The organism is Devosia sp. YR412 (assembly GCF_900110945.1).
Classification (GTDB): domain Bacteria; phylum Pseudomonadota; class Alphaproteobacteria; order Rhizobiales; family Devosiaceae; genus Devosia.
Genome location: NZ_FOFL01000003.1, coordinates 206777 through 232252 on the forward strand (window position 1 = coordinate 206777; position 25476 = coordinate 232252).

Here is a 25476-nt window from a genome sequence, read left to right on the forward strand (position 1 = left end):
GTACGGATCCAGTTCGCGGCGCATTCAATTCCAGCGGGAGGGGCGAAAAGATTGACCCGACTCTCAATCCTCTTTAGCCCTATCGACCGGGAACAAAGGAGGAATGGCGATGGAATATCGGTATCTCGGACGCTCGGGCCTCAAGGTCTCGGTGCTGACCATGGGGACCATGACCTTTGGCGGTACGGAACAGGTCGGCAATAGCGACCAGGCCGATGCGACGCGCCAGATCGACATGTGTCTCGACGCGGGGATCAATCTGCTCGACACGGCCAATGTCTATAATGCTGGCGTGTCTGAGGAAATGATCGGCGTGGCGCTGAGCGAGAACGGCCGCCGGCAGAAGGCGCTGGTCGCGACCAAGGTTCGATTCAAGATGGGCGATGGGCCCAATGAGATCGGCCTTTCCCGCCACCATATTATCGAGCAGTGCAAGGCTAGCCTGAAGCGCCTGAAGACCGATGTCATCGATCTCTATCAGGCGCATGAGTGGGATGGGATGACGCCCATCGAGGAGACGATGGAAGCTCTCGACACGCTCGTGCGCCATGGCCATGTCCGCTATATCGGCTGCTCCAACTATTCCGGCTGGCATATTTCCAAGGCCTTGGCGGCGGCAAAGGAGCGCCAGGGCGAGCGTTTCGTCAGCCAGCAGATTCACTACACGCTCCATTCGCGCGAAGCCGAATATGAGTTGGTGCCGATTTCCCAGGATCAGGGCCTCGGCATCCTAATCTGGTCGCCTTTGGCGGGCGGGCTGCTGTCGGGAAAATATCGCCGCGACGGCGGGCCGAAGTCGGGCCGGCATGTCGGCGGTTTCCGCGAGCCGCCGGTGCCCGATTGGGAGCGGCTCTATGACATTGTCGATGTCGTGGTGGCGATTGCCGAAGCGCGCGGTGTATCCGGCGCACAGGTGGCTTTGGCCTGGGCTTTGGGCCGGCCGGGCGTTACCTCGGTGATCATCGGTGGGCGCAGCGATGCGCAGTTCCAGGACAATCTGGCGGCGGCTGATCTCAAGCTCAGCGCGGACGAGCGGGCGCGGCTCGATGCCGTCAGCCAGCCGCCTTTGCTCTATCCTTATTGGCACCAGACCTTTACTGCCAATGACCTGATGGGTCCGGTGGACCGTGACCTGCTCACCCCTTATGTGGAAGAATTCAAGCGTGGCTGATTTCCTGTTTGAGCCTCATGCTCCCGTCTCCATTCCGATCGCTCGTGGCGGCTTGTTCGCCGTGCGCCGCGTTTATTGCGTCGGCCGCAATTACATCGAGCACATCAAGGAAATGGGCAATGACACGCGCGATCCGCCGTTCTTCTTTGCCAAGCCGGCCGATGCCGTCGTGGTCGGAGGCGCCGCCATTCCCTATCCGCCCAAGACCGAGGATTTCCAGCACGAGATCGAGCTGGTCGTCGCCATCGGCAAGGACGGTGCCGACATTGCCGTGAGCGATGCGCTGGATCACGTCTATGGCTATGCCGCCGGGCTCGACATGACCCGCCGCGACCTGCAGGCCGTGGCCAAAAAGGGTGGACGGCCGTGGGAAATGTCCAAGGCATTCGACTTTTCCGCGCCGATCGGAACGATCGAGCCAGCCAGCGCCATCGGCCATCCCGACAAGGGCGCCATCCGCTTTTCGGTCAATGGCACAGTGCGCCAGACGGGCGATCTCAATGAGCAGATCTGGAATGTCAGCGAAGCCATCGCCTATCTCAGCCAGTTTGTCACGCTGAAGGCCGGCGACCTTATCATGACCGGGACCCCGGCCGGCGTCAGTGCGGTGCAGCGCGGCGATGTGCTGGAAGGCAGTATCGAAGGCGTGGGCTCTGTAAAGACGACGATCATCTGATGCCAGTCTGGTCGCCCCAGCAGGACGCCGCGCTCTCGGCCGTTTCGGCCTGGCTCAAGGACAAGAACGGTCCGCAGGTGTTCCGCCTGTTCGGCTGGGCCGGCACGGGCAAGTCTACGCTGGCGGTGCATTTGGCGCAGGATATCCGCAGCGTCAAATATGCCGCCTTCACCGGCAAGGCGGCGCTGGTGATGCGCAAGCGCGGCTGCAAGGGCGCCCAGACGATCCACTCGCTGATCTACACGCTGGTCAGCGAGAATGACGGCGAGCCGCGCTTCGTGCTGGATGACGAAAGCCCGGCCGCCGATGCCGACCTGATCGTTATCGACGAAGTGTCGATGGTGGACGAACAGCTGGGCCGCGACCTGCTGAGCTTTGGTGTGAAAGTGCTGGTTCTGGGTGATCCGTTCCAGCTGCCGCCGGTGCAGGGGGCGGGCTTTTTCACCGCCGACGAGCCGGACATGATGCTGACCGAAATCCACCGGCAGGCCGCGGACAATCCGATCATCCACCTCTCCATGCAGGTGCGCGAAGGCGGTTTCCTCGAGCGCGGCACTTATGGCGAGTCCATCGTCGTCGGTCGCGACAGTGTTGACCGCAACGCGGTGCTGGAAGCCGATCAGGTGCTGGTCGGCCGCAACAAGACGCGGCTGCAATATAATGATCGCCTGCGCGAGCTCAAGGGCCTGCCGTTCCATGAGCCGGTGCTGGGCGACCGTATGGTCTGCCTGCGGAACAATCCGCGCAAGAAACTGCTCAACGGGCAGATCTGGATCGTCACCGAGGCGACGCGGCGGACCAATGGCAAGTGGTCGTTGCTGCTCGGCGCCGACGAGGGCAAGGGCGAGGCCAAGGTTCTCACGCACAAGGCGTTCTTCTCAGGCGAGGAAGACGCCATGAGCTGGCCGGAACGCCGGCAGTTCGACGAATTCACCTTTGGCTATTGCCTGACCGTGCACAAGGCGCAGGGCAGCCAGTGGGACAATGTCTATCTGTTCGACGAAAGCTTCGTGTTCCGCGAGGAGCGGGCGCGCTGGCTCTATACCGGCATCACCCGCGCCGCCGAAAAGATCACGGTCGTTTCGTGACCCTGCTCTCCGTGAGGCACGAGACCGTCTATCGCTATGCGCGCGCCGTGCAGTTCGGCGAGCACCGCATGCTCCTGCGCCCACGCGACAGCATGGAGCAGACGCTGGAAAGCTTTGGTCTCGCCATCCGCCCCAAGCCGGCCGGCCTGCGCTGGATCCATGACGTGTTCGGCAATGGCATTGCCATCGCCAGTTTCGACGAGCCGGCGGAAGAGCTGCGCATTGTCGCCACCATGGTGCTCGACCATACGCCCGAGCTGACCCCGGCCTTCGAGATCGAGACGCGGGCCAAGACCTATCCCTTTGACTACGGCGACGTCGATGCGATCGACCTTGCGCCCAACCTGCGGCGGCAGTTTCCCGAGGAAACCGAGGTCGATGTCTGGGCCAGGCGGTTTCTCGATCCGCGCGGTGTGACGCTGACCGGGCACCTGCTTGCGACAATGACCTTGGGCATCAAGGAGAGTTTCAAATATCTCCGCCGCTATAACCCCGGCACGCAGCGGCCGTCGGTCACGCTTTCGACCCGGGCCGGCACCTGCCGCGACTTTGCCCTGCTGATGATCGAAGCGGCACGCTCGCTCGGCCTCGCGGCACGGTTTGTCACCGGCTATCTCTATTCGCCGGCCCGCGACGACGGCACCAATCGCGGCGGCGGCGCCACCCATGCCTGGGCCCAGGTCTATCTGCCAGGCGCCGGCTGGGTCGAATTTGATCCTACCAATGGCATTATCGGCACGCGGGATTTGATCCGCGTCGGGGTGGCCCGCGAGCCGCGCCAGGCGATTCCCATTTCCGGTACCTTTATCGGGAAGAAGGAAGATTATCTCGGCATGGAGGTCGAGGTCGTCGTCGAGCGGGTGGTGAGCCTGCAGGATGGGATGGGATGACGACTGTCCCGTAGGGCGGCCTGCTTTAATCCCGCGTGACGCTCACGGCATCCGTCGTCCATTCTTCCGCCTTGTCGCCATTGATGGCTTCGCTCCACACCCGGATCGGCTGGGACAGCACCTGGCCGTAGATCGTGGCAAAGGCCGTGTCGGCGGCGTCGCGGCCGGTGCCGATGCGGACCATGCCGTCGAGCGTTGCCATCCGGGTGGCGTCGAACAGATACCAGCGATCGCCGAGATAGGCTTCGAACACGGCATGGAAATCCTGCGGCTCGAGCTGCCAGGCGTAGCAGGAGACAAAGCGGGCCGGGATGCCCAGGGCACGGCAAAAGGTGATGCCGAGATGGGCGAAGTCGCGGCAGACGCCGGCGCGTAGCGAGAAAGTGTCGGCGGCGGTGGTCGTCGTGTCGCTGGTGCCGAACAGATAATCGACTTCGCTGTTGATCCAGTTGCAGATTTCCACGACGCGGCCGAAGCCCGGCTCGATATTGCCGAACTGGCGCGTGGCGAAGCGCGCCAATTGGTCCGAAGGGCAATATCGCGAGGGGTTGAGGAAGGGCAGGGTGTCGAGCGGCAGGGTGGCGACGGGCACTTCGTGGATCACCGCTGGGGCGCGATGCAACGGGTCGAGCTCGATCTGCGCCTCGTAGCGCAATTGCACCATGCCCTGCGGCACGGTGAGGCGAAGGTAGCGATTGCCGCTTTCCTCGGAGGTTTTTTCGTCGGCAGCATAGTCGGGCGTGATGGTCAGGGTCTCGCTGACGACGCGCTGGCGGCCGCCGCGCATGGCCTCGATGTTGAAGATCAGCGTGGCGCTGTCGGCCACGTCATAACCAATCTCGCAGCCTACCGAGAACCTCATATGCGCCCCTTTGCCCTAGCGTGCGTTAACCCCGCCACGGGCGGTAAGTTCCCTGTAGCCGAGTTCCGCTACAGCGTCATAACAAAGACAAGTTTGGACTGGCTTTTGCGAGCGTGAAGTCTTGCGGCCAAATGGTCAAAATTGCTGATATTTTCGGTTTCGCTGCTGCTTGCGCATCACGGTGCCGTGTCCCATCTTGGCAGTGAGAGTTCACCACAGGTTCTGTTCCAGCCCATAGCGGAGGCAAAATGCACCACGACACCCCCCTGATCACAACGATCGTCGCGGGTCTGGTGCTGGCCTTTATTTTCGGCATGATTGCCAACCGGCTGCGCATGCCGCCGCTGGTCGGCTACCTGTTTGCCGGTATTCTGGTCGGGCCGAATACGCCCGGCTTTGTTGCAGACCAGGCGCTGGGCGCCGAACTGGCCGAGCTGGGCGTCATCCTGCTGATGTTCGGCGTGGGCCTGCATTTCTCGCTCAAGGACCTGATGAGCGTTCGCGCGCTGGCCATTCCGGGCGCGCTGGTGCAGATCGCTTTTGCTACACTACTCGGGCTTGGCCTTGCGCTGCTGCTGGGCTGGGGCGTTGGCGCCGGCCTGCTGTTCGGTCTGGCACTTTCCGTCGCCTCGACCGTGGTGCTGCTCAAGGCGCTGCAGGATCGGCGTCTGGTCGAGACCGAGCGCGGGCGCATTGCGGTGGGTTGGCTGATCGTTGAAGATCTGGCCATGGTTCTGGCGCTGGTGCTGATCCCGGCCATCGCGAGCCTTAATGGCACCGATACCGGCATTCACGATCCCTTTGTCTCCTTTGTCGAACGCCTGGTCGGTGGTTCGGTCGGCATCTGGGGCGTGTTGGCGCTGACCGTTGTCAAGCTCGCTGCTTTTGTCGGCTTCATGCTGGTGGTTGGCCGCCGGGTTATTCCCTGGGCGCTGCATGGCACGGCGCATACCGGCAGCCGCGAACTGTTTCGTCTCGCGGTTTTGGCGATCGCATTGGGCGTGGCGCTGGGCTCGTCCGTGCTGTTTGGCGTGTCGCTGGCGCTGGGCGCCTTCTTTGCCGGCATGATCCTTTCTGAAAGCGAGCTGTCGCATCGCGCGGCGCAGGAAACCCTGCCACTGCGCGACGCTTTTGCCGTGCTGTTTTTCGTCTCGGTCGGCATGCTGTTCGACCCCAGCATCATCATCACCAATCCGCTACCGGTCCTCGCCACGGTGTTCATCATCGTGGTCGGCAAGTCGCTGGCCGCCTTTGCCATCGTGCTGCTGTTCAAGCGACCGGTGGGCACCGCGCTGACCATTTCGGCCTCGCTGGCGCAGATCGGCGAATTTTCTTTCATCCTCGCCAGCATGGGCGTGTCGCTGGCCATCCTGCCGCCCGAGGGACAGGACCTGATCCTCGCCGGTGCACTGATTTCCATCGTGCTCAATCCGGTGGTGTTCTTCGTGCTCGACCGGCTCAAGCCGCGCATCGAGGCGCGGGCCGCTCAGCGCCATGGCGAGCCTGCCGTGGCCGATGGCCTGCGGATCGAGCCGGGCGAGATATCGGCGGCGGCTTCTGGCCCGATAACCACCGATATTCCGTCGCAGCCGGCGATTGATAGCGGCGCGCATGGCGCCGATGACGATGTCGATGCGCCGACCAAGCTCAGCGATCACACCGTGCTGGTCGGCTATGGTCAGGTCGGCCGCGTCGTGGCCGATGGGCTCAAGGCCCAGGATGTGCCGGTGCTGGTGATCGAGGATTCCGATCAGGATGTACGTGCGGCGCGCGAGGCGGGCCTCGAAGTGCTGTTCGGCAATGCGGCCAGCAGCCATGTGCTCAAGCTGGCCAACCTGACCCAGGCGCGCTCGCTGATGGTGGCCATTTCCAATGGTTTCGAGGCCGGCTCGGTCTGTGAAAGCGGCCGCAAGCTCAACCCGTCCATCCGCATCATCACCCGCGCCTATTCGGAAGAAGAGGACGCCTATCTGCGCAATCTCGGCGCCAATATCGTCATCCGCGGCGAGCGTGAAATCGGCATGGGCATGCTGGCCTATGCCCGTGGCGAGCGCGAGGACAAGGCGCCGGAAGCGGCACCGGTCGAGGTGAAGCTGCCACAGGGCGAAAACCTGCTGGAGAAGGTGGCGGGTGTGCCGGTGGTCGAGGCGGCGGTCGTTGGGAGTGCGGTTGCGGTGGCAGAGCCAGCTGCAAGCGAGCCGGAGGCAGCAGTGGTTGTTGCGCCCGACGCCGAAGCGACCGCCGAGGTTGTGGTTGTCGAAGACGCCATTGAGCCAGCTGCAGAGGTTGCGGCCGATCCCGTTGTAATCGACGCCGTCGAGTCCAGTGCGTCCGAAGCGGTGATCATCCTGCCGGCCCCCGAGCCTGCCGTGGAAGAAGCGGCTAGCCTTGAGAGCGTTGTGGCAACGCCATCGGTTGGCGAGGCTCCGGCCGAGATCGATGAGGTCGTGGTGCTTGAAGAGCCCACGGTCGAAACACCCGAGGTTGTTGCCGAAGAGGAGGCCGAGCTCGAAGAGCAGGAAGAGGCTGAGGTCAATGAGGGCGGGATTGCGCCGCCGGAGCCGGAGGCCGATGCCGAGCCCAAGCCGGATGACAAGCCCGTGGTGCCGCCGGTTGTGCCGGAGCCCAAACTCTAGGCTTTGCCAAAAATTTAGGGAGCCGGGCCTAGAGTTTCAGGCGGTCGCGCGGCACAGTGCGACCGGGGGTAATGCAGCTCGATGATTTCGCAAAAAGCCAAATATGCGCTGCGGGCGCTGGTGTCACTGGCCCGCTCGGGCCGTGACCAGTCGATGATGATCGGCGAAATCTCCAAGCAACAGTCGATCCCCAAGAAATTCCTCGAACAGATCCTGCTGGAGCTCAAGCGCGCCGGCTTCGTCGCCAGCCGCCGTGGCCGGGCGGGGGGCTATATATTGCTCAAGGCGCCCGACGAAATCATGTTCGGTGAGGTGTTGCGGCTGATCGACGGGCCGATTGCGCCTTTGCCGTGCTTATCGAAGATCGCCTATCGCAAATGCGAGGATTGCCGCGACGAGGCGGCGTGCGAAATCCGCCATGTGTTCGAACGGGTCACGCTGGCGACGCGGGCGGTGCTGGACCAGACGAGCCTGGCGGATTCGCTCAGGCTGGAAGATTTGCCGGTCTAAGCACCGGCCCGCAGGGCAAAATCGCTCCTGTGGAGCGATTTTAGGTGATCAGGCCATGAGGGCTATGCCCGAATGGCCCAGCTGTCCCGCAAACACGTCATCCTTCTGCCCTTAAAGAGGAGGGATTGAGTCAGCCCCTCATCCGGGCCATTCGGCCGTAGGCCTCATGGCCTTCTCGGCTAAAATCACGCCACCGGCGTGATTTTGCTCTCGGCCGTTTCGAAGCTACCCAAACACCACCGTCTTGCGCCCATTCAGCATCACCCGGTTCTCCAGGTGCAGTTTCACCGCCCGGGCCAGCACGCGAGATTCGATATCCCGCCCCGCCGCCACCAGGTCATCCGGGCTCATCGCATGGGTGACGCGGGCGGTTTCCTGCTCGATGATCGGGCCTTCGTCGAGGTCGGGGGTCACGTAGTGGGCGGTGGCGCCGATGATCTTGACGCCGCGCTCATGGGCCTGGTGATAGGGCTTGGCGCCCTTGAAGCTGGGCAGGAACGAGTGGTGGATATTGATCACCTGGCCGAACAGGCGGGTCGATAGATTGTCACTCAGCACCTGCATGTAGCGGGCCAGAACGACGAGATCGGCGCCGGTTTTCTGGATCAGGGCAAGGATCTGCTCTTCCTGGGCGACCTTGGTTTCCTTGGTCACCGGCAGCAGATGGAATGGAATGCCGGCGTCTTCGGCGATCTTCTGCGCATCGGGGTGGTTGGAGATCACCGCCGCAACCTCGGCGTCGAGCCAGCCGACGCGGATCTGATACAGCAGATGCAGCAGCGTGTGGTCGAATTTGGAAACCAGGATGACGATGCGCTTCTTGCGGCTTTCCTCGGTCAGCGCGGTCTTCATCGAAAAGCGCTCGATCGGCGATTTCAGGGCGCGTTCAAGGGCTTGGCGGTCGACGCCTGCGGGCGCGGTGAAGGCCAGGCGCATGAAGAAGCGACCTGTTTCCTGATCCCAGAACTGGTTGCTCTCGGCAATATTGGCATTGAGCGCCGCCAGTTCGGTGGTGATGGCAGCGACAATGCCCGGCCGGTCGGCGCAGGACAGGGTGAGGACGAAATTGGCCGAGGACATGCTTGAAGCTCCCGAATTCTGGCCAGCGGTATCAATGGCTTGAGCGCTGTCGTCAAGAAGCAAAAAGGGCCGCCCCGATTGGAGCGGCCCTTCCTGAGTAGTATCGGCCTCGAGTGCCGAGGAGATGGTGCTAGCCGAGATCACTCCCAGTCATCACACGATATCCAAAGCCTTCTTCGAGTACCAAAATCTCAAACGACACTGGATCACCTCCTTCACGTTGGTTGAACATGACAGAAGCATGAACCTGTTTTTTGGCTCTGTCCAGTCACGCATTTTTCAGCTTGATGAACGGATTTTGAACGCCTAACGACGGGCCTTCCGGGGACGATTGCGCAGCTGGATCGCGGTGGCGATGATGACGCCGGTGGCGACGATGCCGACGATGATGGTGGCCAGCGCATTGACGTCCGGCGAGACACCGAGCTTGACCTTACTGAAGATCACCATGGGCAGGGTCGATGAACCCGGACCCGAGACGAAGCTGGCGATGACCAGGTCGTCGAGCGACAGGGTAAAGCCGAGCAGCCAGCCCGAGACCAGAGCCGGGGCGATGATGGGCAGGGTGATGTCAAAGAAGGTGCGGAGCGGGGAAGCGCCGAGATCCATGGCCGCCTCTTCGACGCTACGGTCGAAGTCGGACAGCCGCGACTGCACCACGACGCAGATATAGGCCATGGCAAAGGTCGAATGGGCGATGACGATGGTCAGCATGCCGCGACCCGCCGGCCAGCCGAGCAGGCTTTCCATGGCGACGAAGAGCAACAGCATGGAGAGGCCGGTGATGACGTCGGGCATGACCATGGGGGCCGAGACCATGCCGGAGAACAGTGTGCGGCCGCGGAAGCTGCGGAAGCGCACCAGGGCGACGGCGGCCAATGTGCCCAGCACCAAAGCGATGGTGGCGCTGATGGCGGCGATCTGCAGACTCAGCCAGGCGGCACCCAGCATCTGCGGGTCGTTGAACAGTTCGCCATACCATTTGGTCGAAAAGCCCGACCAGACGGTGACCAGACGGTTCTCGTTGAAGGAGAAGACCACCATGGAAATGATCGGGGCATAGAGGAAGCTAAAGCCCAGGGCTGCCGTGATCGGCAAGAACCAGCCACGCCGCATGTTACTTCTCCACCACGGCGTTCTGCGCCTTTTGCAGCAGCATGATCGGCACCACGACCACGGCCAGCATGGCTACGGCGACTGCGGCAGCGCGCGGCCAGTTGGTTGCCGAGAAGAACTCGTCCCACAGCACGCGGCCGATCATCAGCGTTTCGGGGCCACCCAGCAGCGCCGGAATGACATATTCACCGACCGCCGGAATGAAGACCAAGAGCGAGCCGGCCAGAATGCCGGGCAGCGACAGGGGGAGCGTGATCGAGATGAAGGTCTGCCACGGCCGCGAGCCGAGGTCGGCCGAGGCCTCGATCAGCGACGCGTCCAGCTTCACCAGGGTCGTATAGAGCGGCAGGATCATGAAGGGCAGGTAGCTGTAGATCAGCCCGACATAGACCGCGAAATCGGTCTGCATCATCACCAGCGGCTCGATGCCGAAGAGGCCGAGGAACTGATTGATCAGCCCATTGCCGCGCATGAAACCTGTCAGCGCATAGATGCGCAGCAGGAACGAGGTGAAGAAGGGCAGCACCACCAGCATCAGCAGCACATTGCGCCAGGGATCGGGCGCACGGGCGATGGCATAGGCCATGGGATAGCCGACGATCAGTGTGATCACCGTGGCGATGAAGGCAATGCGGATCGAGCTGAGATAAGCCGCGACATAGAGGCTGTCGCTGAACAGCTTGATGTAATTGTTGAGATGCAGCGTCAGCTGCACCGTGCCGTCTTCGGTCGTCAGCAGTGGCGAATAGGGCGGGCGGCCGAACTGCTTGGTGGCCAGCGAAATGCCGAAGACCACGGCCAGCGGAATGAGGAAGAACACCAGCAGCCACAGCACCGGCGCGATCAGCACCAGCGCCTTGCCGGAAATGCCAACCTTGGCGAGGCCGCGCTCGACGGCCTTCCAGGGTTTCAACCGCCGTGGCGGCGGGATGGTGGGTTCGTAGCTCATACCGTCAGCACCGAACCCGACGTGTCGTTCCAGGTGACATAGACCGGCTCGTCCCAGCTGATCGAATCGGGATTGCCACGCACCGTATTGGTCTGGGTGACGCGCAGGCGCTTGCCGCTGTCGAGCAGAACCTGGTAAACGCTCATGTCGCCGAGATAGCCGATGTCTTCGACCATGCCATGGGTGACATTGGCGCCATTGAGGCCTTCGGGCTTGTCGCGGCTCAGCATCATCTTTTCCGGACGGATCGCCCACCAGAGGGTCTGGTCGGGGGCGCAATCGACGCCATGGCCGACATAGATGTCGCAGCCCAGCTCGGTCGAGCGGATGCGGACATGGCCCGGCTCGTCCTCGGTGACGACGCCTTCGACCATGTTGACCGAGCCGATGAAGCCGGCGACGAATTTGGAATTGGGGAATTCATAGATATCGGTGGGCTCGCCGATCATGGCGATCTCGCCCTGGTTCATCACCCCGATACGGGTAGCCAGCGACATGGCCTCTTCCTGGTCGTGGGTCACGACGATGAAAGTGACGCCCAAAGTCTCTTGGATTTTGACCAGTTCGAACTGGGTTTCCTCGCGCAGCTTTTTGTCCAATGCGCCGAGCGGCTCGTCGAGGAGGAGAAGTTTCGGACGCTTGGCGAGGGCGCGTGCGAGGGCCACGCGCTGGCGCTGGCCGCCGGAGAGCTGGTGCGGCTTACGGGCGCCATAGTCCTGCAGCTTGACCAGGGTCAGGAGCTCGGCGACGCGCGCAGCGATCTCCTCCTTGCCGAGGCCGTCGCGCTTGAGGCCATAGGCAATGTTCTGCTCGACATTCATATGCGGGAACAGCGCATAGGACTGGAACATCATATTGACTGGGCGGTTATAGGGCGCGACCTGGGTCATGTCCTGGCCGTCGATCTCGATCGTGCCAGAGGTGGGGATTTCAAAGCCGGCCAGCATGCGCAGGAGGGTCGACTTACCCGAGCCTGAGCCGCCCAAAAGGCAGAAGAGTTCGCTGCGATAAATGTCGAGCGAGACATCGGAAACCGCCGCCACATCACCAAAGCGCTTGGTGACATTGCGGATGCGCACGAAGGGCTTGGCTGCCGGATCGCGCCAGGGCCGGGTATCGACTGCAAGATTGGGCTTCTTGGCCATGGCGCTTCTTGAAACTCTGCTGGGGCGGTCATCGGCCGCGGTGGTATCGCGCTTCCGGCCGGGGCCGGAAACCTCCGTTTATTGGGGCTTCCCATAGGGAAAAGGGGCGGCCGTGGCCACCCCCAATTTGCGTTTACTGGCCGGTTTTGACGCGGGTCCAGGTGCGGGTCAGAACCTCTTCATAATCCGGGCTATGCGCCTTCATGGTGAAGGCATTGGCCAGGGTTTCGGCAGAGGGGTAGATGGACGGGTTGGACTTCACTTCTTCATTGACGAATTCCAGCGAGGCCGGGTTGGGGTTGGCGTAGAACACCGTATTGGTGATGTCGGCCACGACCTTGGGCTGCAGTATGTAGTTGATGAACTTGTGCGCATTGTCGGGATGCGGCGCATCGGCGGGAATGGCCATGAAGTCGAACAGGGTCGGCGCGCCTTCCGATGGGATCAGGTAGCTAACTTCGGTGCCTTCGGCGGCATTGTCGGCGGCGATGAACATGTCGCCCGAATAGCCCATGGCGAGGCAGATTTCGCCATTGCCGAGGTCGTCGATATACTGGGACGAGTGGAAGTAGCGGACCGACGGCTTGATGGCGTTGAGCAGTTCTTCGGCCTTGGCCAGGTCTTCTTCGCTTTCCGAATTGGGATCGAGGCCGAGCACATGCAGCGCCGTGCCGACGACTTCGGACGGGCTATCCATCACGGCGACGCCGCAGGAGGCGAGCTTGGCGACGGTTTCGGGATCAAACAGCAGGTCCCAGCTGGTCGGCGGCGTATCGGTGCCCAGAGCTTCGGCGACCTTGGCGACATTGTAGCCGAGGCCAATGGTGTTTAGCATATAGGGCACGCCATGGGCATTGTCGGGATCGACAATGGCGGCGGTGGCGAGCGATGCCGGATCGAGATTGCCGAGGTTGGTCAGCTTGGCCTTGTCGAGCGGCAGGATCAGGCCGGCGAGAATCTGGCGTTCGAGGAAATTGCCCGAGGGCACCACGATGTCATAGCCGGCCGAGCCAGCCAGCAGCTTGGCATCGACGATCTCGTTATTGTCGTAGACGTCGTAGTTCACCGCAATGCCGGTTTCCGCGGTGAAATTGGCGATGGTGTCTTCGGCGATATAGTCGGACCAGTTGTAGACGTTGAGCACGGGCTCTTCCTGGGCCAGCGCGGGGCTGGCAACCATGAGGGCGCCGAGGGCAAGGGCGAGCGATGGCTTCATCTGGTGGGCTCCTGTTCGGTGTTGGTCTTTTGGGCTTTGCGACCTGGGCCGCAATGGGGTTGCGCGCAAGCGCGGACGATCAGGCGCGGGCGCTCATCTTTGAGGGCCCGTTGCGGTGCGGTCCTGAACTGAAAGTGCAGCAAGAGAGCGCTCAAAAGCGCTGGGGCGGCTGGCTGAGATGGGCCCGGTGCCGGGCGCGTATCGATCGCTGGCAAAACTGCGATCAACAAGGATGGTCTGCAGCGAAGTGCCCTTTCCACGCTGGCGTTTATGAGGGCAACCTAGAACCAAATTTCCGGGGGGACAAGCGCTTGGGGCCAAGTTTTCATTGGGGTTGACGCCCTGCGGCAACAAGGCGCAAAACCCGCGCCAACGGGGCCGCGACCGGTCCATAAACCCATTATATCAGCGAGTGATCCGATGAGCGCCAAGGCCTACCTGTCCATCAGCCCCGAAGTGAAGAAGGCTCTGGCCGAAGGCAAGCCGGTGGTGGCGCTGGAATCCACCATCATCACCCATGGCATGCCCTATCCGCAGAACCTCGCCATGGCGACCAATGTGGAACAGGTGATCCGCGACAATGGCGCGGTGCCGGCGACCATCGCCATCATGGACGGCCGCTTCTGCGTCGGCGTATCCGGCGAAGATCTCGAACGCCTGGCCCAGACCGGCGGCACCGCCGCCAAGGCCAGCCGGCGCGATGTGTCGGCGCTCTTGGTCAAGGGCGAGATTGCCGGCACCACGGTTGCCACCACGATGCAGATCGCGGCTTTGGCCGGCATCCATGTGTTTGCCACTGGCGGCATTGGCGGCGTGCATCGCGGCGCCGAGGATACATTCGATATCTCCGCCGACCTTGAAGAGCTGAGCCGCACGCCGGTCTGCGTGGTCTGCGCGGGTGCCAAGTCGATTCTCGATATCGCCAAGACCTTGGAAGTGCTCGAGACCAATGGCGTACCGGTGATCGGCTATGGCACCGAGGATTTCCCGGCCTTCTGGGCGCGCCAGAGCGGCCACAAGGTCGACCATCGCTTCGATGACGTCGCCGATATCGCCAAGGTGGTCGCCATGCAGAGCGACCTCGGCATGGGCGGCGTGCTGGTGGCCAATCCGATCCCGGAAGGCGATGCGCTCGACCCCGCCGCCATCGAGGCACGCATTGCTGAGGCCATCCGTGGCGCCGAACAGGAAGGCGTGTCGCGCAAGGCGCTGACGCCATTCCTGCTGAAGCGCATCTTCGAATTGACCGATGGCAAGTCGCTGGTCGCCAATATCGCGCTGGTGGAAAACAATGCCAAGGTGGCGGCCGGGATCGCCGTGGCTCTCGCCAAGGGCCAGGCGCCCAAGCCGGCCGTCCGCCGCGCATGAGCAAAAGGGTTCTCGTCGTCGGCGACGTGATGACCGATGTCATCGTCATGCCGGAAGGGCCGATCGTCAAAGGCAGCGACCGGCGGGCCACGGTGCGCAGCCGGCCCGGCGGCTCGGGCGCCAACCAGGCCGTCTGGCTCGGCGCCATGGACGCCCCGGTAGTGTTCGCCGCCAGGGTCGGGGCCGACGACCTGCATATGTACGAGAACTATTTCCGCGGCTCGGGGGTGATCCCGATGCTGGCGGGAGACCGCGAGCTGCCATCGGGCGTGCTGGTGACCATTGTCGATCCAGATGGCGAGCGAAGCTTCCTGACCGACCGGGGGGCCAACCTCAATCTCAGCGCGGCGGACCTGCCGGGCAGCATGCTCGACGACATCGGCATGGTTATGGTGTCTGGCTACAGCTTCTTTGCGCCGGGACCCCGTGCCGCCGTGCAGGCGCTGTTTGCCGAGGCGCGGGCGCGGGGGATTGCGGTGGCGGTAGATCCGGCATCTGTGGGGTTCCTGGTCGAGGTGGGCCCGGCCGAGTTCTTGAACTGGACGCGCGGCGCCACGGCGATCTTTTCCAACGAGAGCGAAGCCGAAGCCCTAACCGGGGCAATTGGGTATGAAGCGCAGCTGCGCGCCCTCGGCGACTATTACGACACGGTGCTGATCAAGCGCGGCGCATCGGGAGCGGCGATCGGCGGGCGCGATGGCGTGCGGGTGGAATTGCCGGCGCCCAGCGTGTCCGTTGTCGATACCACCGGCGCTGGCGACGCCTTTGCGGCAGGGTTTATTGCCGCGCACTTATCCGGCGCGGACGAGGCAGGCGCCTTGGCGCGGGGCATTGCGGCAGGATCAAAGGCCGTGCAGTCGATCGGCGGGCAGCCGGGATAGTCTGCCGCATCCCTGCTGCAATCTGGACTATTGTGAACGGGCCTTGAGGAGAAACACCATGAACCGCTTTGTTGCCGCAAGCCTGCTTTGCCTGACACTGACCGCGCCGGCGCTCGCCGATGGCAAGGTCTATGTGCAATTGCCGACGTTCGGCCCATTCGAGGGTAATGAGGCCGAGGACCTGCTGTATCATCTGGTGGTGGCCAACATCGTGTCGTCGAACTGCGCAGGTTATGAGGTCACGGACGCCGAGTGGTCGCTGCTGACCGATTCGGCTGATCTGGTCGCCTATGGCGAGCTCAAGCTCAGTACCAATGACTTCGACAACCTGTTCTACGATCCGGCCTTCGACCTGCTCGACGACCCCACGACCTGCGAGACGGAAGGACCGGGGGTCGAGCCAATGCTGGCCGAGCTGGTGCAGCTGGGCGGCTCACGCGAGCCTCTGCCCGACCAGGACAAGGCCTATACCGAGTGGCGGGCGCTGATGGATAGGATACAAGCTGAGGCTGCGGCATCGCATGCCGACGCGCCCCCAGCTGGAAAGACCAAGACCAAGTGAACCTGATCGCCGCCATTCTCGTCGCCCTCGTGGGCCTGCTGCATGTCTATATTCTGGTGCTCGAGATGTTCTTGTGGACCGGCCCGCGCGGGCAGAAAGCCTTCGGGCTGACGCCGGATTTTGCCAGGGCGACGAAATCGCTGGCGGCCAATCAGGGACTGTATAACGGCTTCCTTGCCGCCGGCCTGTTCTGGTCGGTGCTGCATCCGGTGCCCGAATTTGCCTGGCAGATCGCGGTATTTTTCCTGGCCTGCGTTGCCGTGGCGGGCATTTACGGCGCGGCGACGGCCAGCCGGAAGATCCTGTTCATCCAGACCCTTCCAGCCGTGATTGCGCTGCTCGCCGTGATCTTCCTCTAGCCGGCGAGGCTCGCCAGCACCCGCACCCAGGAACGGATGCCGCGGTGGTAACTGTCGAGATCGTATTTCTCGTTTGGCGAATGGATCTGGTCGTCGATCTGGGCAAAGCCGATCAGCAGCGTGTCTAGGCCAAGGATGCGCTTGAAATCGCCGGCGACGGGGATCGAGCCGCCTGAGCCGGTGATCACCGCCGGCTTGCCCCATTCGGCCGATAGGCCGGCCAGCGCCTGGCGCAGTTGCACGCCGTCGTCGGGCACAGTGATGGCCGGCGAGCCGCCGTGGGCGTGGAAGGTCACGGTGCAGTCGGCCGGGATCAGCGCTTCGACATGCTTGCGGAAGGCGGCGCGGATTTTTTCCGGCTGCATGCCCGAGACCAGGCGGAAGCTGATCTTGGCGCTGGCCTTGGCCGGGATGACAGTCTTGAAACCGTCGCCAGTATAGCCACCGATCATGCCATTGATTTCGCAGGTCGGCCGTGCCCAGAGCATTTCCAGCACCGAGCGGGATTGCTCGCCCGCTGCAATCGACAAACCTGCCTCGCCCAAGAATTCGGCTTCGTCGAAACCAAGGCCTGCCCATTGCGCCTTGAGCGCCGGAGAAATCTCGGCGACGTCGTCGTAAAAGCCGGGCAAGGTCACAGAGCCGTCGGGGGCGCGGAGGCTGGCAATGATCTCGGCCAGCACCTGATTGGGATTGCGTGCCGCATTGCCGAACATGCCGGAATGCAGGTCCTTGTTAGCGCAGCTGACCACGATTTCTTCGGCCACGAGGCCGCGCAGCATGGTGGTGATGGAGGGCGTCTGCCGATCCCACATGTCGGTGTCGCAGACCAAAGCGATATCGGCGGCACCGAGTTCGGCCTTGTTGGCCTCCATGAAGGGCGGCAGGTTCTTGCCACCGCTTTCTTCCTCGCCCTCGAGCATGAAGGACACCTTGATCGGCAGCGCGCCCGTCACGCTCTGCCAGGCGCGGCAGGCCTCGATGAAGGTCAGCATCTGGCCCTTGTCGTCGGAAGCGCCGCGCGCCACGATGATCTTGCGGCCCTTGTCGTCGGTCTTGATCTGCGGATCGAACGGGTCGGAATGCCAGAGCTCCAACGGGTCGACCGGCTGCACATCGTAATGGGCGTAGAACAGCACATGCGGGCCGGGCTGGTCGGGGCCATGCGCCACGACGACCGGATGGCCGGGCGTCGGGCGGGCCGCTGCGTCAAAGCCGAGGCCTTTCAGCTCGGCGACGATCCAGTCCGCCGCCTTCCGGCATTCGGCGGCATAGGCCGGATCGGTGGATATCGACTTGATGCGCAGCAGTTCGTAAAGCCGCTCGAGGCTCTGCTCGAGCCCGGCATCGACGCTGGCAAGCACGGCATCAATCTGGGCGGTGACTTCGGTCATGGAGCTGATTCCTTTTGGCGGCCACCCTCGCCAATGACACCGTCCATGTCCAGCCGGACCAGCCACCATTCAAAGGATGCTGGTCTGAGCCGAATGTCGACTGCTCCAAGCGGCCACCGGCAATATTGTAATACTTATCGGCCCATGCTTAGGTCACGCCGCATCATGAGGGGGCAGGATATTGGCGATACGGCCGGACCAGGATAGCACGACCGCAGGGCTCATCGCCTCGATCGCCGGGCGTATTCCGTCGCGTAACCTGCATTCACTAGTGCTCTGGCAATTGGGCGTTGCTATCGTGCGTGGCGATTTTGCCGAAGGCGCCATCTTGCCATCCGACACGGAACTGCTGGCGAAATTCTCGGTGTCGCGCACCGTGTTGCGCGAGGCGCTGAAGACCCTCGCCGCCAAGGGGATGATCGAGGCGCGCGCCCGTATCGGCACCCGGGTTTTGCCGCGCTCGCGCTGGAATCTCTTCGATGCCGACGTTCTCGCCTGGCATTTCGAGGCAGGCCCGGATGTGGATTTCCTGCGCAGCGTCGCCGAAGTGCGCATCGGTATCGAGCTGGAATCAGCGGCGCTGGCCGCCGAACGGCGCAGCGACGAACAGGCTGGCCATCTGGTCGCCATGGCCGACGCCATGGGCGAAGCCACCACGGCCGAAGAATTCGCCCGCGCCGACCTGGCTTTTCACCGGGCAGTGGCCGAAGCCTCCAACAACCCCTTCATGGCGTCGATCAGCACATTGGTCGAAGTGGCGCTGACGGCGGTGTTCACCATCAGCTCGCCGGTCAGCGACAAGGCCAAGCTCGCCCAAACCGCTGCCGCCCATGGCGCCATCGCTGAGGCGATCCGAACCGGCAATGCCGAGGCCGCCCGCAACACCATGCGTGCCGTGATCAGCGATGGTTTTGCGCGGTCGGCCGAGCGGATGGCGACGAAATAGCCAATGCCCGATAAACGCATTCATCTCGTCTTCAAGACGCATCTCGACATCGGTTTCACCGATCATGCGGCGCGCGTGCGGCGGCAATATCATGAGCAGTTCATCCCGCAGGCCATCGCCACGGGGGAGCATTTCTTTGCCGAAAATCCGCAAAATCCGGCTTTCATCTGGACCACGGGCGCGTGGCTGATCTGGGATCACCTCAACAGCCAAGACGCTGAGCGCGTCAGGCGCCTCGAACGGGCCATAGAGCGCGGCTTGATCGCCTGGCACGGACTGCCGTTCACTACTCATACCGAGCTCATGTCGCCGGCGCTGTTCAGGGCCGGGCTGAGCTATGCCCGCGAGCTCGACCAGCGCTTTGGCAGGATCACCACGGCCGCCAAGATGACCGACGTGCCGGGCCATACCCTGGGCATGGTGCCGCTGCTGGCCGAGGCGGGCATTCAGTTCCTGCATCTTGGCGTCAATACCGCCAGCCCGGTGCCCGATGTGCCGCCGATCTTCCGCTGGCGGGCGCCCGATGGTGCCGAAGTCGTGGTGATGTATCAGGCCTCCTACGGGGCGACGGATTTCCCCGCCGGTCCCGATGTGGGCCTGAGCTTTGCCCATACCAATGACAATATCGGTCCACAAAGCGTCGGCCAGACCGTCGAGGCGCTGCGGGCGATCCGGCATGAGCATCCCGATGCCGAGATCACGGCTTCGACGCTCGATGCCTTTGGCGCCGAAATGTGGGCCCGGCGCGCGCAGTTTCCGGTGCTGGAGCAGGAGATCGGCGATAGCTGGATCCATGGCACGGCGAGTGATCCGCTCAAGCTGGCGCGGTTCCGGGCACTGCAGCGGCTTTGCGACGGCTTCGACGTGTTGACGCCGCAGCGCCTGGCCTTTGGCCGCGGGCTGACGCTGGTGGCCGAACACACCTGGGGCGTCGATATCAAGACTTACCTGCGCGACGACAAGGCCTGGGATCGCGTGGATTTCGATGCGGCCCGCCAGACCGACTATCGTTTTGCCTATGCCGAGCAATCCTGGGCCGAGCAGCGCGGCTATATCGACATGGCGCTGAAGCAGCTTGAGGGCCACGACCGGGGCCGAGCCGATATGCTGCTCGCAGAGCTGGTGCCGTCCGAACCGGTGACGCCACAGGCTGGGGTGCAGTTGCAGGACAAGGGCTGGATCGCCGCGCTGGATGCCGCAAGTGGGGATATCACGCGCCTGACGTCACCGGAGGGTCTGGTGATCGAGGGGCTGGATGGGTCGCTGCTGGGCTATCGCCATCAGAGCTATGACTGGATGGCGTTGCAGCGCCATCTCGACAGCTACCTGCAGCATCGTCTCGAATGGGCCATTCTCGACCATGACAAGCCGGGGCTGCAGCATGCCCGGACGGCGCGGTCGGCAAGCTTCAAACCCAACCATCTCGGGGTGAGCCCGGGCGGTCATGTCGCCATTTCGGAACTCGATCTGGAAGCGCGCGAGCAACTGGGCGGCCCGGCGCGGCAAGAGCTGAGCATTCGCGGACTTGATGCGCAGCGCGTCGAGGTGACGCTGGTGCTACGCGACAAGCCGGCCAACCGCATGCCGGAGGCGGGTTTCCTGACGCTCACGCCGGCCGGCGCCAATGGCTGGGCACTGCAGAAGTTGGGCCTGTGGAATGCGGCGGAGAATGTGGTGCGGCGTGGTGGCGGGCAGTTGCAGGCGGTTCAGGCTGTCCGAGCCCGGATGGACCCGACAGAGCTGACGATCACGCCGCTGGACGCAGCTCTGGTGGCGCCTGCTGCGGCGGGGTTAATGCCGTTTCAGCCCGATGTGCCGGACTTCGCGCAGGGCATTGCCTTCAATCTCTACAACAACAAATGGGGCACCAATTTCCCGATGTGGTGGGAGGGCAGCGTGGTGTTCCGGGTGATCCTGGACCTTGGGGCGGCCTAGATGAGGCAGGAAAGCCCGCGTGTTCAGCGGCAAAAGTCCCGTATTTCCGATCCGCGCTGCAGCATGTAGAGTGGCATGGCCGAGGAGGAAGATCGGCGACGAGACACACCAATGGGCCCGGCCTGCGACGACAGGACCATGACAGGATCGCGCCCTAGACTGCGAGCAGACGCAACGACGTCATGCTCATTGGGAGGATTTATGAATAAGCTGTTTCTCGCGGCACTGATTTCGGGTGCCTTGGCTCTGCCGACCTATGCGGCGGATTATACGATCATGGCGCCGGCTGCTCCTGGCGGCGGCTGGGATCAGACTGCCCGCTCGATGCAGGAAGCCCTTCAGGCTGAAGGCATTTCCGGCAATGTGCAGGTCACCAACGTTCCTGGCGCCGGCGGCACGATCGGCCTCGCCCAGTTCGTCAACCAGTCGACCGGCAATCCAAATGCGCTGATCGTCGGCGGCTATGTGATGGTCGGCGCCGTGCTGACCAATGCGTCGCCGGTGTCGCTTGCCAATGTCACGCCGATCGCCCGGCTCACCGGTGAATCCGACGTGATCGTGGTTCCGGCGGCATCCGAGCTCCAGACTGTCGACGACCTCACTGCCAAGCTTAAGGCCGATCCCGGTTCGGTTTCGTGGGCCGGCGGCTCGGCGGGCGGCGTCGATCACATCGCGGCCGGCCTGTTTGCCAAGACCGTTGGCGTCGACCCTACCCTCGTTAACTACATCGCCTTCTCGGGTGGTGGCGAAGCACTGGCAGCTGTCCTCGGCGGTCAGGTGACCGTCGGCATTTCGGGCCTTGGCGAATTCGACGCCCAGATCAAGTCGGGCGACCTGCGCGCGTTGGCGACCACTGGTTCGGCCCGTCTCGAAGGTTCGGACATCCCGACCCTTGGCGAAGCCGGCGTTGACCTCGTTGTCGAAAACTGGCGCATGGTTGCCGCCGCGCCCGGCATCACCGATGAGCAGAAGACCGCCATCACCGCGGATGTCGAAAAGCTTGTGACCTCGGCGACCTGGAAGCAGACGCTCGAGACCAAGGGCTGGCAGGACATGTATCTTTCCGGCGCCGACTTCGACACCCAGCTTGCCGCTGACATCGATGCGACGTCCGCTATCCTGAAAGACATTGGCCTGGTGCAATGAGCCTCGGCGAACCAAACCTTTCGCGCCGCCCTGATGGGGCGGCGCTTTTCATAGCGCTGCTGCTGGCCGCGATTGCGGCCGTCATCATCTGGCAGACCTCGATGATGCGCGTGCCGCCGATCCAGGCCAGGGTTGGCCCGCAGGTGTTTCCCTATGTGATCGCCGGTGGCCTGATCCTTTTGGCGATCGGGACCGCGCTGTCGGCGTGGCGCGGCCAGTTCCCGGCGCGCGAAAAAGACAATTATGGCCCGATGCTGTGGATCATCGGCGGACTGATTGGCCAGATGCTGTTGCTCGGCTGGGCTGGCTTCTCGATCGGGACCGCGGTGCTGTTTGCCTTTACCGCAAAGGGTTTCGGTCGTGGTCCGCTGTGGCAGACGCTGCCGATCGGCCTCGTCCTCTCCTTTGTCATCTGGTTCATCTTCTCGCGCGGCCTGCAGCTCTCGCTGCCCATGGGTCCGCTCGAGCGCCTCATTCCTTGATCGAAAGCCGCTGAAATGGATACTTTCGGCCTTCTCGCAGACGGTCTGCTCGCCGCGCTGCAGGTCCACAACCTGCTCTATGCGCTGATCGGCGTCACCCTTGGTACAGCCGTGGGTGTGCTGCCCGGTATTGGGCCGGCGCTGACCGTGGCGCTGCTGCTGCCTGTCACCTACCGACTCGACGCCACCGGCTCGCTCATCATGTTTGCCGGCATCTATTACGGCGGCATGTATGGCGGCTCGACCACGTCCATCCTGCTCAACACACCCGGCGAAAGCGCGTCGATCGTCACCGCGCTCGAAGGCAACAAGATGGCCCGTAAGGGTCGGGGTGGTCCGGCGCTTGCCACCGCCGCCATCGGCTCGTTCATTGCCGGCCTGATTGCCACTATTGCGCTGGCGTTCCTTGCCCCCTGGGTGGTCAAGGCGGCATTGGCGTTCGGTCCCGCTGATTATTTCGCGCTGATGGTGCTGGCCTTTGTGACCGTTTCGGCGGCCTTTGGCGATAGCGCGTTGCGCGGCATCACTGCTCTGTTCATCGGCCTTGGCCTCGGCGTCATCGGCATTGATCTGCAGACTGGCCAGGCGCGCCTCGCCTTTGGTATTCCCGACCTGCTCGATGGCATTGAGGTGACGACATTGGCCGTGGCGCTGTTTGCAATCGGCGAGACGCTGTCGATTGCCTCGTCACGCAGCCAGATCAAGGAAGAAGTGCTGGCCGTCAAAGGCTCGGTCTGGATGACGCTGGAGGACTGGAAGCGGTCCTGGCCGGCCTGGTTGCGCGGCACCGTTATCGGCTTCCCCATCGGGGCGATGCCGGCTGGCGGCGCGGAGATCGGTACATTCTTTTCCTATGCCGCTGAAAAGCGCCTCTCCAAGCACCCCGAAGAATTTGGCCATGGCGCCATCGAAGGCGTCGCCGGGCCCGAGGCTGCCAACAATGCTTCAGCTGCCGGCACGCTGGTGCCGCTGCTGACGCTGGGCCTGCCGACCTCGGCGACGGCCGCCATCATGCTGGCCGGCTTCCAGCAGTTTGGTCTGCAGCCCGGTCCGCTGCTGTTTGCCAATAATGCGCCACTGGTCTGGTCGCTGGTTGCCAGCCTGCTGATCGCCAATTTCATGCTGCTGGTGCTGAACCTGCCGCTGATCGGTCTTTGGGTGAAGCTCCTGACCATTCCCAAGCACTGGCTCTATGCCGGCATCCTGACCTTCGCCACGCTAGGCACGCTCGGCGCCAATGGTGCCCTGTCCGGTCGGCTGGGTCCGATCCCGTTCTCGTTCGAGCTGCTGATCCTTCTGGCCTTCGGCCTGCTCGGCTATGGACTACGCCGTTTCGGCTATCCTATCGCGCCCGTGGTGATCGGCCTTATCCTGGGACCGCTGGCCGAGCAGCAATTGCGCCGGGCGCTGGCCATCAGCCAGGGCGATCCGCTGGTGCTGGTGCATTCACCCATCGCCATCACGCTTTATGTCATCGCCGCCATCGCGCTCTTGCTACCCATTTTCCTGCGGATGCGGGGCAAGGGCGAGGTGCTTGGGCAGTTGGCTGCCAACGAAGACTAAGGCTTGTTCCGATGCGAGACATGCCCGGGTGCCTGATGGTGCCCGGGCGCTTTCTTGCCTGCGCGGCGGCCTAGGCGGAGTGCTTTTGGTCAGCGTCCTGCAGCAGCTTGTTGATGACGCTGCGGCCGACCACCGGCAAGGCGATGCCGACTTCCAGACCGTGGGGCTCGGCATTGCGCAGCTTCAACACGCCGCCATGACCTTCGACCACGCGTTTGACGATGGAGAGGCCAAGGCCCGAGCCGACCGTGCTGGCGCTATTGGCGCCGCGCTTGAAGCGCTGCTGCACTAGAGGCTGTTCGGCTTCTGGAATGCCGGGTCCCTGATCAAGCACGGTGATGGCCAGCGTGCTGGCCACCAGTGATACGCCGATCTGGACCCTCCCGTCGGAATAGGTCAGCGCGTTGTCGACCACGTTGCGCAGCATTTCGCGCAGCGCAAGACGGTCGCCGCGTAGCTGGCTCCGCTCGGCTTGTGGGGTAATGCTGACGCTGACACGCCCGGCGAGATCGGGGTCGAGACGCTGCAGCACGTCGTCGATCACCGCGGATATGGGCGTGGTATCGGCCTCCTGGTTCTCCAAGCGATGCGAGATGGTCGCTTCCATCAACAGCTGCGACACCAATTGGCTGGCCTGCACCGCCCCGACATGGATCTTGGCAACGCGCCGGCGCAGGGCATCGGGATCGGGCTCGTCCATGGCCACCTCGGCCTGGGCGCGAAGCGAGGCCAGCGGCGTGCGCACCTCGTGGGCCGCTTCGGCGACAAGGTCGGTCAGGCGTTCCATGGTGCTGCCCAGCCGCGCCATGAAGGCGTTGAGACCCGAGACCAGATGACTGACTTCGGTGGGCACCGGGATATTGACCGGCGACAGATCATGCGGCGGCCTTGTGCGCAGCTCGGCCTCGAGATCGCCCAGCGGGGCAAACATCCGGCCAATGCCGAACCACACGAGCGCCACCGCCAGCAGCGTCATGGCCAATACCGGAATGACGGCATTGCTGAGGATTTCGGCTGCCAGGGCGCCCCGCTCGGTCTTGGTTTCGGCAACCCGGATGGTGACCCAGCCGGTGGCGCTGGCCGACGAGACCAGCCGGCCAACGCTGGCCACCCTCAGATGTTCGCCGCGGTAGATGGTCTCGACAAAGGTCGGGTCGGCGGAGGTGGTCTCGGGCAATTCGTCGGCCAGGCCGGCATAGCCGGTAACCGGTCGTCCAGCCGGGTCTTCCACCACGTAGAAAATGCGGTCCTGGCCGGAAAACATGGCGAAGGAGGCAAACGGCAGTTCGACGATGACCGCATCGTCCTCGAGCTGCACCGCGCCGGCAATGGTCAGCGCCGAGGCTGCCAGAAGGCGGTCGAAGGCCTGGTTGGAGGCGCGCACGGCATATTCGCGGATGAAGACGATCAGGATGACCGATGCCGCCAGCAGCAGCACTATGGCCAGCGCCAGAATGCGGCGGCGGATCGAAAAGGTCTTCAGCGCTCCCGATAGTGCCAT

22 protein-coding genes and 1 pseudogene are annotated in these 25476 nt (G+C 63.3%); 15 read left to right on the top strand and 8 right to left on the bottom strand.

The genetic code is table 11. The features are described from left to right. Positions 1-109: 109 nt before the first annotated feature. Genes BM045_RS12220 through BM045_RS12235 form a run of 4 tightly spaced genes read left to right on the top strand, consistent with a single transcriptional unit; the run spans position 110 to position 3825 of the window. Positions 110-1171, top strand: a complete 1062-nt coding sequence (locus tag BM045_RS12220) for an aldo/keto reductase (protein ID WP_092184174.1) — start codon at positions 110-112, stop codon at positions 1169-1171. Continuing rightward, a complete protein-coding gene (locus tag BM045_RS12225) occupies positions 1164-1847 on the top strand; it encodes a fumarylacetoacetate hydrolase family protein (protein WP_244522981.1) in 684 nt (227 codons plus the stop codon). The genes BM045_RS12220 and BM045_RS12225 overlap by 8 nt, the downstream gene beginning before the upstream one ends. Continuing rightward, a complete protein-coding gene (locus tag BM045_RS12230) occupies positions 1847-2935 on the top strand; it encodes an ATP-dependent DNA helicase (protein ID WP_092183665.1) in 1089 nt (362 codons plus the stop codon). The genes BM045_RS12225 and BM045_RS12230 overlap by 1 nt, the downstream gene beginning before the upstream one ends. Next, positions 2932-3825: a transglutaminase family protein gene (locus BM045_RS12235; protein ID WP_092183667.1), complete on the top strand. Its 894-nt coding sequence runs from the start codon at positions 2932-2934 to the stop codon at positions 3823-3825. Before BM045_RS12230 ends, BM045_RS12235 begins: the two co-directional genes overlap by 4 nt. Positions 3826-3850: 25 nt before the next feature. Here BM045_RS12235 and BM045_RS12240 read toward each other — a convergent pair whose 3' ends face one another. Beyond that, a complete protein-coding gene (locus tag BM045_RS12240; protein ID WP_092183669.1) occupies positions 3851-4687 on the bottom strand; it encodes a transglutaminase-like domain-containing protein in 837 nt (278 codons plus the stop codon). Between the two features lie 248 nt (positions 4688-4935). On the opposite strand from BM045_RS12240, the pseudogene BM045_RS12245 reads away from it, so the two are divergent. Next, positions 4936-6705, top strand: a pseudogene (locus BM045_RS12245) (cation:proton antiporter); the annotation flags it as partial. 699 nt (positions 6706-7404) lie between these two features. Further along, the gene (locus tag BM045_RS12250; RefSeq protein WP_092183673.1) at positions 7405-7833 is read left to right on the top strand and encodes an RrF2 family transcriptional regulator; all 429 of its coding nucleotides are present in this window, start codon (positions 7405-7407) and stop codon (positions 7831-7833) included. Between the two features lie 225 nt (positions 7834-8058). Here BM045_RS12250 and purU read toward each other — a convergent pair whose 3' ends face one another. From purU to BM045_RS12280, 5 genes are all read right to left on the bottom strand, one after another. Continuing rightward, positions 8059-8913, bottom strand: a complete 855-nt coding sequence (purU, locus tag BM045_RS12255) for a formyltetrahydrofolate deformylase (RefSeq protein WP_092183675.1) — start codon at positions 8911-8913, stop codon at positions 8059-8061. 306 nt (positions 8914-9219) lie between these two features. Next, complete coding sequence (locus BM045_RS12265; protein ID WP_092183679.1) at positions 9220-10029, bottom strand: ABC transporter permease subunit; 810 nt, start codon at positions 10027-10029, stop codon at positions 9220-9222. Position 10030: 1 nt separating this feature from the next. Continuing rightward, positions 10031-10978 (bottom strand): ABC transporter permease subunit, encoded by a 948-nt coding sequence (locus tag BM045_RS12270; RefSeq protein WP_092183681.1) that lies wholly within the window; start codon positions 10976-10978, stop codon positions 10031-10033. Continuing rightward, positions 10975-12123, bottom strand: coding sequence for an ABC transporter ATP-binding protein (potA, locus tag BM045_RS12275; RefSeq protein WP_092183683.1), 1149 nt, complete (start codon positions 12121-12123; stop codon positions 10975-10977). Before potA ends, BM045_RS12270 begins: the two co-directional genes overlap by 4 nt. A gap of 133 nt (positions 12124-12256) precedes the next feature. Continuing rightward, positions 12257-13339, bottom strand: coding sequence for a polyamine ABC transporter substrate-binding protein (locus BM045_RS12280; protein WP_092183684.1), 1083 nt, complete (start codon positions 13337-13339; stop codon positions 12257-12259). A 420-nt stretch (positions 13340-13759) separates the two neighbouring features. Here BM045_RS12280 and BM045_RS12285 point away from each other — a divergent pair, with 420 nt between their 5' ends. From BM045_RS12285 to BM045_RS12300, 4 genes are read left to right on the top strand one after another with little or no spacing between them, the layout of a single operon-like run. Next, positions 13760-14707 carry a pseudouridine-5'-phosphate glycosidase gene (locus BM045_RS12285; RefSeq protein ID WP_092183686.1) on the top strand — a complete coding sequence of 316 codons (948 nt, stop codon included), beginning with the start codon at positions 13760-13762 and terminating at the stop codon, positions 14705-14707. Next, on the top strand, positions 14704-15588 hold the full coding sequence (locus BM045_RS12290) for a carbohydrate kinase family protein (protein WP_092183688.1): 885 nt from the start codon (positions 14704-14706) through the stop codon (positions 15586-15588). The genes BM045_RS12285 and BM045_RS12290 overlap by 4 nt, the downstream gene beginning before the upstream one ends. Before the next feature lie 58 nt (positions 15589-15646). Further along, positions 15647-16150, top strand: coding sequence for a hypothetical protein (locus BM045_RS12295; RefSeq protein ID WP_092183690.1), 504 nt, complete (start codon positions 15647-15649; stop codon positions 16148-16150). 2 nt (positions 16151-16152) lie between these two features. Next, positions 16153-16509: a DUF1304 domain-containing protein gene (locus BM045_RS12300; protein ID WP_170848508.1), complete on the top strand. Its 357-nt coding sequence runs from the start codon at positions 16153-16155 to the stop codon at positions 16507-16509. On the opposite strand, the gene BM045_RS12305 is transcribed toward BM045_RS12300, so the two are convergent. Beyond that, positions 16506-17903, bottom strand: a complete 1398-nt coding sequence (locus tag BM045_RS12305; RefSeq protein ID WP_092183694.1) for a M20/M25/M40 family metallo-hydrolase — start codon at positions 17901-17903, stop codon at positions 16506-16508. The genes BM045_RS12300 and BM045_RS12305 overlap by 4 nt on opposite strands. A 181-nt stretch (positions 17904-18084) precedes the next feature. Between BM045_RS12305 and BM045_RS12310 the strand changes: the two genes are divergently transcribed. The 5 genes from BM045_RS12310 to BM045_RS12330 all read left to right on the top strand — a co-directional run bounded on the left by BM045_RS12310 (position 18085) and on the right by BM045_RS12330 (position 23975). After that, the gene (locus BM045_RS12310) at positions 18085-18849 is read left to right on the top strand and encodes a FadR/GntR family transcriptional regulator (RefSeq protein WP_244522982.1); all 765 of its coding nucleotides are present in this window, start codon (positions 18085-18087) and stop codon (positions 18847-18849) included. 3 nt (positions 18850-18852) lie between these two features. Next, positions 18853-20784, top strand: coding sequence for a DUF5054 domain-containing protein (locus tag BM045_RS12315; RefSeq protein ID WP_092183696.1), 1932 nt, complete (start codon positions 18853-18855; stop codon positions 20782-20784). A 201-nt stretch (positions 20785-20985) separates the two neighbouring features. After that, positions 20986-21930 (top strand): Bug family tripartite tricarboxylate transporter substrate binding protein, encoded by a 945-nt coding sequence (locus BM045_RS12320; protein WP_092183698.1) that lies wholly within the window; start codon positions 20986-20988, stop codon positions 21928-21930. Then, positions 21927-22412, top strand: coding sequence for a tripartite tricarboxylate transporter TctB family protein (locus BM045_RS12325; RefSeq protein ID WP_092183700.1), 486 nt, complete (start codon positions 21927-21929; stop codon positions 22410-22412). Before BM045_RS12320 ends, BM045_RS12325 begins: the two co-directional genes overlap by 4 nt. Positions 22413-22427: 15 nt before the next feature. Next, positions 22428-23975 carry a tripartite tricarboxylate transporter permease gene (locus BM045_RS12330; RefSeq protein WP_092183702.1) on the top strand — a complete coding sequence of 516 codons (1548 nt, stop codon included), beginning with the start codon at positions 22428-22430 and terminating at the stop codon, positions 23973-23975. 70 nt (positions 23976-24045) lie between these two features. Here BM045_RS12330 and BM045_RS12335 read toward each other — a convergent pair whose 3' ends face one another. After that, the gene (locus BM045_RS12335) at positions 24046-25476 is read right to left on the bottom strand and encodes a sensor histidine kinase (RefSeq protein WP_092183704.1); all 1431 of its coding nucleotides are present in this window, start codon (positions 25474-25476) and stop codon (positions 24046-24048) included.

Coding starts and splice junctions, on each gene's coding strand:
- BM045_RS12220 (WP_092184174.1), top strand. CDS start 110: ATGGAATATCGGTATCTCGGACGCTCGGGCCTCAAGGTCTCGGTGCTG.
- BM045_RS12230 (WP_092183665.1), top strand. CDS start 1,847: ATGCCAGTCTGGTCGCCCCAGCAGGACGCCGCGCTCTCGGCCGTTTCG.
- BM045_RS12240 (WP_092183669.1), bottom strand. CDS start 4,687: ATGAGGTTCTCGGTAGGCTGCGAGATTGGTTATGACGTGGCCGACAGC.
- BM045_RS12250 (WP_092183673.1), top strand. CDS start 7,405: ATGATTTCGCAAAAAGCCAAATATGCGCTGCGGGCGCTGGTGTCACTG.
- purU (WP_092183675.1), bottom strand. CDS start 8,913: ATGTCCTCGGCCAATTTCGTCCTCACCCTGTCCTGCGCCGACCGGCCG.
- BM045_RS12265 (WP_092183679.1), bottom strand. CDS start 10,029: ATGCGGCGTGGCTGGTTCTTGCCGATCACGGCAGCCCTGGGCTTTAGC.
- BM045_RS12270 (WP_092183681.1), bottom strand. CDS start 10,978: ATGAGCTACGAACCCACCATCCCGCCGCCACGGCGGTTGAAACCCTGG.
- potA (WP_092183683.1), bottom strand. CDS start 12,123: ATGGCCAAGAAGCCCAATCTTGCAGTCGATACCCGGCCCTGGCGCGAT.
- BM045_RS12280 (WP_092183684.1), bottom strand. CDS start 13,339: ATGAAGCCATCGCTCGCCCTTGCCCTCGGCGCCCTCATGGTTGCCAGC.
- BM045_RS12285 (WP_092183686.1), top strand. CDS start 13,760: ATGAGCGCCAAGGCCTACCTGTCCATCAGCCCCGAAGTGAAGAAGGCT.
- BM045_RS12290 (WP_092183688.1), top strand. CDS start 14,704: ATGAGCAAAAGGGTTCTCGTCGTCGGCGACGTGATGACCGATGTCATC.
- BM045_RS12295 (WP_092183690.1), top strand. CDS start 15,647: ATGAACCGCTTTGTTGCCGCAAGCCTGCTTTGCCTGACACTGACCGCG.
- BM045_RS12305 (WP_092183694.1), bottom strand. CDS start 17,903: ATGACCGAAGTCACCGCCCAGATTGATGCCGTGCTTGCCAGCGTCGAT.
- BM045_RS12315 (WP_092183696.1), top strand. CDS start 18,853: ATGCCCGATAAACGCATTCATCTCGTCTTCAAGACGCATCTCGACATC.
- BM045_RS12320 (WP_092183698.1), top strand. CDS start 20,986: ATGAATAAGCTGTTTCTCGCGGCACTGATTTCGGGTGCCTTGGCTCTG.
- BM045_RS12325 (WP_092183700.1), top strand. CDS start 21,927: ATGAGCCTCGGCGAACCAAACCTTTCGCGCCGCCCTGATGGGGCGGCG.
- BM045_RS12330 (WP_092183702.1), top strand. CDS start 22,428: ATGGATACTTTCGGCCTTCTCGCAGACGGTCTGCTCGCCGCGCTGCAG.
- BM045_RS12335 (WP_092183704.1), bottom strand. CDS start 25,476: ATGGCACTATCGGGAGCGCTGAAGACCTTTTCGATCCGCCGCCGCATT.